This is a genomic window from Albidovulum sp., from assembly GCF_008933605.1.
Taxonomy (GTDB): domain Bacteria; phylum Pseudomonadota; class Alphaproteobacteria; order Rhodobacterales; family Rhodobacteraceae; genus Albidovulum.
This window is the reverse complement of the sequence record NZ_WBUS01000154.1, coordinates 1-7,424: the sequence shown is the minus strand read 5'-3', so window position 1 is coordinate 7,424 and position 7,424 is coordinate 1. Positions and strand designations below refer to the sequence as shown.

General features: G+C 69.2%; 6 protein-coding genes. All 6 read left to right on the top strand.

The features are described 5' to 3' along the window. Positions 1-712 (top strand): N-acetylmuramoyl-L-alanine amidase family protein (locus tag F9K34_RS15610; protein ID WP_291338047.1); only part of this gene is annotated, 712 nt, incomplete at its 5' end. A 97-nt stretch (positions 713-809) separates the two neighbouring features. Further along, a complete protein-coding gene (locus F9K34_RS15605; protein ID WP_291338046.1) occupies positions 810-3,368 on the top strand; it encodes a penicillin-binding protein 1A in 2,559 nt (852 codons plus the stop codon). 89 nt (positions 3,369-3,457) lie between these two features. Further along, complete coding sequence (prfB, locus tag F9K34_RS15600) at positions 3,458-4,585, top strand: peptide chain release factor 2 (protein WP_291338045.1); 1,128 nt, start codon at positions 3,458-3,460, stop codon at positions 4,583-4,585. Between the two features lie 86 nt (positions 4,586-4,671). Then, complete coding sequence (locus F9K34_RS15595; protein ID WP_291338044.1) at positions 4,672-5,448, top strand: DUF2189 domain-containing protein; 777 nt, start codon at positions 4,672-4,674, stop codon at positions 5,446-5,448. A 104-nt stretch (positions 5,449-5,552) separates the two neighbouring features. Continuing rightward, on the top strand, positions 5,553-6,548 hold the full coding sequence (dusA, locus tag F9K34_RS15590) for a tRNA dihydrouridine(20/20a) synthase DusA (RefSeq protein ID WP_291338043.1): 996 nt from the start codon (positions 5,553-5,555) through the stop codon (positions 6,546-6,548). A gap of 102 nt (positions 6,549-6,650) precedes the next feature. Then, positions 6,651-7,424, top strand: a 774-nt coding sequence (locus tag F9K34_RS15585) for a sulfite exporter TauE/SafE family protein (RefSeq protein ID WP_291338042.1), incomplete at its 3' end; no start/stop codon positions are given.

The following is a 7,424-nucleotide window of genomic DNA, read 5'->3' as shown; positions in this document are numbered from 1 at the left end:
GACCGGCGAGGCGCCGCTCGTCGTGGTGATCGACCCCGGCCATGGCGGCATCGACCCTGGCGCCGAGGCGGGCGACCTCCAGGAGGCGGACGTGATTCTCGGCTTCGCGCGCGAGCTTGCCGATCTGTTGCGGCGCTCGGGGATGACCGTCGTGCTGACCCGGGAGGAGGATGTCTTCGTCCCCCTCGAAACCCGGATCAGCGTCGCCCGCGCCGCCCGCGCGGACGTGTTCCTGTCGCTCCATGCCGATGCGCTGGCAGAGGGCGAGGCGACGGGCGCCACCGTCTTCCTCCTCGCCGAGGAGGCCAGCGACGGGGCCTCGGCGCGGCTTGCCGAGTGGCACGACCGGGCCGATCTTCTGGCCGGGGTCGACCTTTCCGCGCAGGACGACCTCGTGGCCCAGGTAATGATGGACATGGCCCGGATCGAGACGCAGCCGCGCGCCGACCGGCTGGCGGCAGCGCTCGCGGCGGCAATCCGCGAGAAGGGCGGCCGGATGCACCGTCATCCGATCCAGCAGGCCGCCTTCTCGGTGCTGAAGTCGCCCGATATTCCCTCGATCCTGCTCGAGGTCGGGTTCCTGTCCTCCGAGGCCGACCGCAAGCGGCTCGCCGATCCGGTCTGGCGCACGATGATGCAGGAAGCGATCCTCGCCGCCCTGACGGCCTGGGCCGAGGCCGACGCGGCCGAGGCGAAGCTCCTGCGGCAGTAGCACGCGGCGATCCGCCGGGGCCGGTCGCACAAGCCGAGTTGTTTTGACCCGCCCCGCCGTGCACTGTATAGACGCCGCGTTCTCTCGGGAGTCTCGCGTGATCCGGTTCGTCTTTTCCTTCGTCGGCGCCATCTTCAGCTGGCTCGTCACCGGCCTGGCCTTTGCCGCGCTGACGGTGGGGGCGATCTTCTGGATGTACTCGCGCGACCTGCCGGACCACGAGTATCTCAGCCGCTACACGCCGAAGACGATCAGCCGCATCTATTCGGGCGAGGGCCGGCTGATGGACGAATTCGCCACCGAACGGCGCATCTTTGCGCCGGTGGAGGAGATCCCCGACGTGGTGAAGCAGGCCTTCATCTCGGCCGAGGACAAGAATTTCTATTCGCATCAGGGCTTTGACACCCGCGGCATGGCGGGGGCCCTCTGGGACGCGATCCGCACGCGCGGCCAGACGCTCCGCGGCGCCTCGACGATCCCGCAGCAGGTCGCCAAGAACTTCCTTCTCGGCGGCGAGCGGACGGCCGAGCGGAAGATCAAGGAGCTTGTGCTCGCCAACCGGCTGGTGAACACGCTGCCGCGCGACAAGATCCTCGAGCTATACCTCAACGAGATCGACCTCGGCTTCCTCTCGTTCGGCGTCGCCTCGGCGGCGCAGACCTATTTCAACAAGACGCTGGCCGAACTGCAGCCTGAGGAGGCCGCCTATCTCGCCGCGCTGCCGAAGGCGCCCTACAGCTACCATCCGGTGAAGAACCGCGAGGCGGCGGTGGAGCGGCGCAACTACGTGCTCCGCGAGATGTTCCAGAACGGATACATCGACAAGGCCACGCTCGACACCGCCACGGCGGCGCCGCTGAAGACCGTGCAGGGGGGCGACTATCCCTCGTTCAAGGGCTCGCTGCCGCCGCGCGACTACTTCACCGACGAGATCCGGCGCCAGCTTTCCCGCAGCTTCGGCGAGGAGGAATTCTTCGGCGGCGGCCTCGCGATCCGCGCGACCGAGGACCCGGAGATCCAGCTTGCCGCCGCCGAGGCGTTGCAGGAGGCGCTCGAGGATTTCGATCGCCGTCAGGGCGTGTGGCGCGGCACCAGGCAGAGCCTGCCGGCGGAGGCGCTGGCCTCGGAGGAAAGCTGGCGCGCGGCGCTGGCCGAGACGGACGTGCCGCGCGACGTGCCGGGCTGGCTGCCGGCGGTGGTGCTGGAGGTCGGCGACACGTCGGCGCGGATCGGGATCGAGGGCGTGTCGGATGACGAGGACGGCCACTGGATTGCGGCCGAGGACGTGACCTGGGCGCGCAAGCGTCTCGCCGACGGAAAGCTCGGGCCGAAGGCGAAGGCGGCGGGCGATCTCGTCGCGGTCGGCGATGTGGTCTTGGTCGCCGCGCTTGCCAATGAGGACGGGTCGTTCAAACGCTGGTCGCTCCGCCAGGTGCCGGAAGTGCAGGGCGGCTTCCTGGCGATGGACGTGAACACCGGCCGCGTCATCGCCATGCAGGGCGGCTTTTCCTACCAGTCCTCGGTCTTCAACCGCGTCACCCAGGCCCAGCGCCAGCCTGGCTCGTCGTTCAAGCCCTTCGTCTATGCCGCGGCACTGGACAGCGGCTTCTCGCCGGCCACCATCGTCGTCGATGCGCCGATCGAGGTGGACACGCCGCAGGGCCTCTGGCGGCCGAAGAACGCCTCGAACAAGTTCTACGGGCCGACGCCCCTCAGGACCGGCATCGAGCAGTCGCGGAACCTCATGACGGTGCGCGTCGCGCAGGAGATCGGCATGGAGACGGTGGCCGGCTATGCCGAGCGCTTCGGCGTCTACGACCACCTCGATCCGTTCCTCGCCAATGCGCTCGGCGCGCAGGAAACGACGCTCTTCAAGATGGTGGCGGCCTACGCGATGTTCGCCAACGGCGGCGAGCGGGTGGAGCCGACGCTCGTCGACCGGGTGCAGGACCGCTGGGGCCGCACGATCTACCGCCACGACCAGCGCGACTGCGTCGACTGCAAGCTCGCGAGCCTCGATCCGGGCGCCGCACCGCGGATCACCTCGAACCGCGAGCGGGTGATGGACCCGGTCACCGCCTACCAGTTGACGTCGATGTTGCAGGGCGTCGTGCAGCGCGGCTCGGGTTCGGGGGTGCGCCTGCCGGTGCCGGTCGCGGGCAAGACCGGGACCACGAACGACGCCAAGGACGTCTGGTTCATCGGCTTCACCTCCAATATAGTCGCGGGCTGCTACATGGGCTACGACCAGCCGCGGACGCTGGGGCAGGGGGCCTATGGCGGCACGCTCTGCGTGCCGGTGTTCAATGCCTTCATGAAGCAGGCGGTCGAAAAGTACGGCGGGACCGATTTCAAGGTTCCGGCCGGCGGCCATTTCATCAAGATCAACCGTTTCACCGGCGAACGCCTGCCCGACGATGTCACCGGCGACTTCGTCCAGGCCGAATTCTTCCGCGACGGCGAGATCCCGATCTTCGGGATCGGCGCGATGGTCGATGGCGGGTTTGCCATGGGCCAGAACCTGCCGCTCTACGCCTATGGCGAGTTGGGCGGCGACGAGGGCGGCGGCACGACCGTCACCACCTCGACCGGCAAGACGAAGATCATCCCGAAGAAGGCCGACTTCGGCACGCTCTCGGCCGGCGGTCTTTACTGACGCGCGGCGCCTGCCCGGCGCCCCGCCCTTGCCGGGCCGGGGCGGGTGGACTATCTGTGCGCTGCACTTTGACGGAAGGACGACGGCCCATGCGCGCCGAGATGGAAAATGTGGTCGGGGCGGTGGAGAAGTCGCTGAAACTCCTCGGTCAGCGTATGGACTGGGAGACGGCGCCGCATCGGCTGGAAGAGATGAACGCGATGATCGAGGACGGCGACCTCTGGGCCGACCCCGCGCGCGCCCAGAAGCTGATGCGCGACCGCCAGATGCTTCTCGACCAGGTGGAGACCTACCGCCGGATCGAGCGCGATCTGAAGGACAATGTCGACCTCATCGAACTGGGCGAGATGGAGGACGACAGGGAGGTCGTCGCGGAGGCCGAGACCTCGCTCCGGTCGCTGAAGGATTTCGCCGCCGCCAAGGAACTCGAGGCGCTGCTCGACGGCGAGGCCGACGGCAACGACACGTTCCTGGAGATCAACGCGGGCGCCGGCGGCACCGAAAGCTGCGACTGGGCCTCGATGCTGGCGCGGATGTATGTCCGCTGGGCCGAGAAGAAGGGCTACAAGGTCGAGCTCCAGTCCGAGACGCCGGGCGACGAGGCGGGCATCCGCTCGGCCGCCTACAAGATTTCCGGGCCGAACGCCTATGGCTGGCTGAAGTCTGAATCGGGCGTACACCGGCTTGTGCGCATCTCGCCCTATGACAGCGCCGCGCGGCGGCACACGTCCTTCTCCTCGGTCTGGGTCTATCCCGTGGTGGATGACAACATCGAGATCGTGATCCCCGACAACGAGATCCGCATCGACACCTACCGCTCCTCGGGCGCGGGCGGGCAGCACGTGAACACGACGGACTCGGCGGTCAGGATCACCCACCTGCCGACCAACATCGTCGTGACCTCGTCGATGAAGTCGCAGCACCAGAACCGCGAGATCGCGATGAACGCGCTGCGCTCGCGGCTTTATCAGCTGGAACTCGACAAGCGGAATGCTGCGATCAACGCCGCGCATGAATCGAAGGGCGACGCCGGCTGGGGCAACCAGATCCGCTCCTACGTTCTCCAGCCCTACCAGATGGTGAAGGACCTGCGCACCGGGTACGAGACCAGCGACACCCAGGGCGTGCTCGACGGCGATCTTGACGGCTTCATGGCGGCGACGCTGGCGATGGGGGTCGAGGGCAAGAGCCGCGCCGAGGCGCAGTCGGAGGCGTGATCCGGGCCCGGACCCGGACAGCTCTGCTCTTGCCACGAGCCGGGGGCCTGTCCTAGCTTTTTCCTGCGAGCGCAAGGGGAGACGCCATGGACGCAACCGATCGCGGGCCCGATCCGCTGCCGGAGATCCGGCAGGTGGAGCTTTCCGACATCGGCGAGGTGCTGCGGAAGGGCTTGCGCGACTTCCTGCGCGCGCCGCTCTACGGCATCTTCTTCAGCGCCGTCTACGTGGCCGGAGGGCTTCTGCTCTGGATGGTCTACGGCGTGGCCGGCCAGCAATGGTGGCTCGCGCCGGTGGCCGTGGGCTTTCCGCTTCTCGGCCCCTTCGCCGCCGTCGGGCTCTACGAGGTGAGCCGCCGGCTCGAGAAGGGCATTCCCCTGCGGTGGGCCGAGATCCTCGGCGTCGTCTTCGCCCAGAAGGACCGGCAGATCCCGGCGATGGCCGCCGTCATCATTGTCCTCTTCCTCTTCTGGGTCTTCGTGGCCCACGCGCTCTTCGCCCTCTTCATGGGGCTCAGGGCCTTCGGGCCGGCCTCCGACATGGCAAGCCTCTTTCTCGAGGGCAACGGCCCCCTGATGCTCGCCGTCGGCACCCTCGTCGGCGCGGGCTTCGCGGGCGTCCTCTTCGCCACGACGGTGGTCGGGCTCCCGCTCCTGCTCGACAGAGAGGTCGACTTCGTCACCGCGATGATCCACTCCACCCGGACGGTGCTGGCAAGTCCGGTGCCGATGGTCGCCTGGGGCGGTCTGATCGCGGTGCTCATCTTCGTCGGAATGCTCCCCTGGTTCCTCGGGCTCTTCGTGGCGCTGCCGGTTCTCGGCCACGCCTCCTGGCACATGTACCGCAGGGCGGTGATGGCCTGACCCGCGCGGCTGGCGCTTGGCTCCGGCTTCGGCTAGAAGCCCCGGGGCAGGCCGGGTGCCGGTCCCGGGCCGCGACGGAACCCCGCAGCAGGAAAGCCAGCCCAATGCCGGGCACCACCGCAGAGCACGCAGCGCGCCTGTCCGTCGCCCCGATGATGGACTGGACGGACCGGCACTGCCGCGTTCTTCACCGCCAGATCAGCGGCGAGGCGCTGCTCTACACCGAGATGGTGACGGCCCCGGCGGTGATCCACGGCGATCGCGACCGCTTGCTGGGGTTCGACGCGGCAGAGCATCCCGTGGCGCTGCAGCTCGGCGGATCGGACCCGGGGGAACTGGCCGAGGCGACGCGGATCGCCGCCGGCTACGGCTATGACGAGGTCAATCTCAATGTTGGTTGCCCCTCGGACCGGGTGCAGTCAGGCTGCTTCGGCGCGGTGCTGATGGAGCGGCCGGCACTCGTGGCCGACTGCGTCGCGGCGATGATCGCGGCCGCGCCGGTCGAGGTAACGGTGAAGTGCCGGATCGGCGTCGACGCGCAGGTGCCCGAGGCGGTGCTTCCGGCCTTCCTCGAAACCGTCGCCTCCGCCGGCGTCCGGCGCTTCGCCATCCATGCCCGCAAGGCCTGGCTCCAGGGGCTGAGCCCGAAGGAGAACCGCGAGGTTCCGCCGCTCGACTACCCGCTGGTCCTGGCGATGAAACGCGCGTTCCCGGACCTTCGCATCTCGGTCAACGGCGGGATCACCTCGCTCGATCAGGCCGCCGCGTTCCTCGCCGCGGGGCTCGACGGGGTGATGGTCGGGCGGGCGGCCTATCACGAACCCTACGACATCCTCGCCGATGCAGACCGGCGGGTGTTCGGCGGTGCGCCCGGCCCCGGCCGCCTCGAGGTGGTGGAGCGGATGCGGCCCTACATCGCGCGTCACCTCGCGGCGGGCGGGCGGCTCCATCAGGTCACGCGCCACATGCTCGGGCTCTTCCACGGCTGTCCCGGCGCCCGCAGCTGGCGTCGAATCCTGTCGGACCGCGCGAACGCGGCGGACGCGGGGCTTGAGGTCATCGACGCCGCACTCGCGCCGCTGCGCGGCCTCGCTGCCTGAGCCGGGCCGCGCTGCCGGGGCGCGCATGGCTTCTGGCCATTTCCGCCGGGGCGGGCTATGGGCTCAACCGCAGGACGCGGACAGAGGGGAACGGAGCGCCGGATGCCGGACATGTCAGAGCTTCTGCCGATGGTCGCGCTTCTGGCGGCGATCGGCGCCTTCGCCGGCGTGATCGCCGGCCTTCTGGGCGTCGGAGGCGGGATCATCCTCGTCCCGGCCTTCTACTATGCCTTCGCCGGCCTCGGGTTCGAGGGGCCGGACCTGATGCAGGTCTGCCTTGCCACCTCGCTCGCGACGATCGTCGTGACCTCGCTGCGCTCGGTCTTCGCCCACAACCGCAAGGGTGCCGTGGACTGGACGATACTGCGCGGCTGGGCGCCCGGAATCGCCCTCGGCGCCCTGGCCGCCGTCTTCGTGGTGGCATCCCTGAGGACGCCCGTGCTGCAGGCGATCTTCGGCACGCTCGCGCTCCTCGTCGCGTTCTACCTCGGGCTTGGCCGGTCCACCTGGCGGCTCGGGCCGGCGATGCCCGTGGGGGCGACGCGGGCGGTGCTGTCGCCGCTCGTGGGGTTTCTCTCCGTCCTGATGGGGATCGGCGGCGGTTCCTTCGGGGTGCCGCTGATGAGCCTTTACGGCGTGCCGATCCACCGCGCGGTGGCGACAGCGGCGGGTTTCGGCGTCATCATCGCCGTGCCGTCGGTCACCGGCCTGCTCCTGACCCCGGCGGCCGCGGCGCCACCCTACACACTGGGATCGGTGAACCTGCCGGCCTTTGTCGTCATCGTCGCCATGACGCTCGTCACCGCGCCCTGGGGCGTGCGGCTGGCCCATGCGATGGACCCGGCGCCGCTCCGCCGGGCCTTCGCGGCCTTCCTC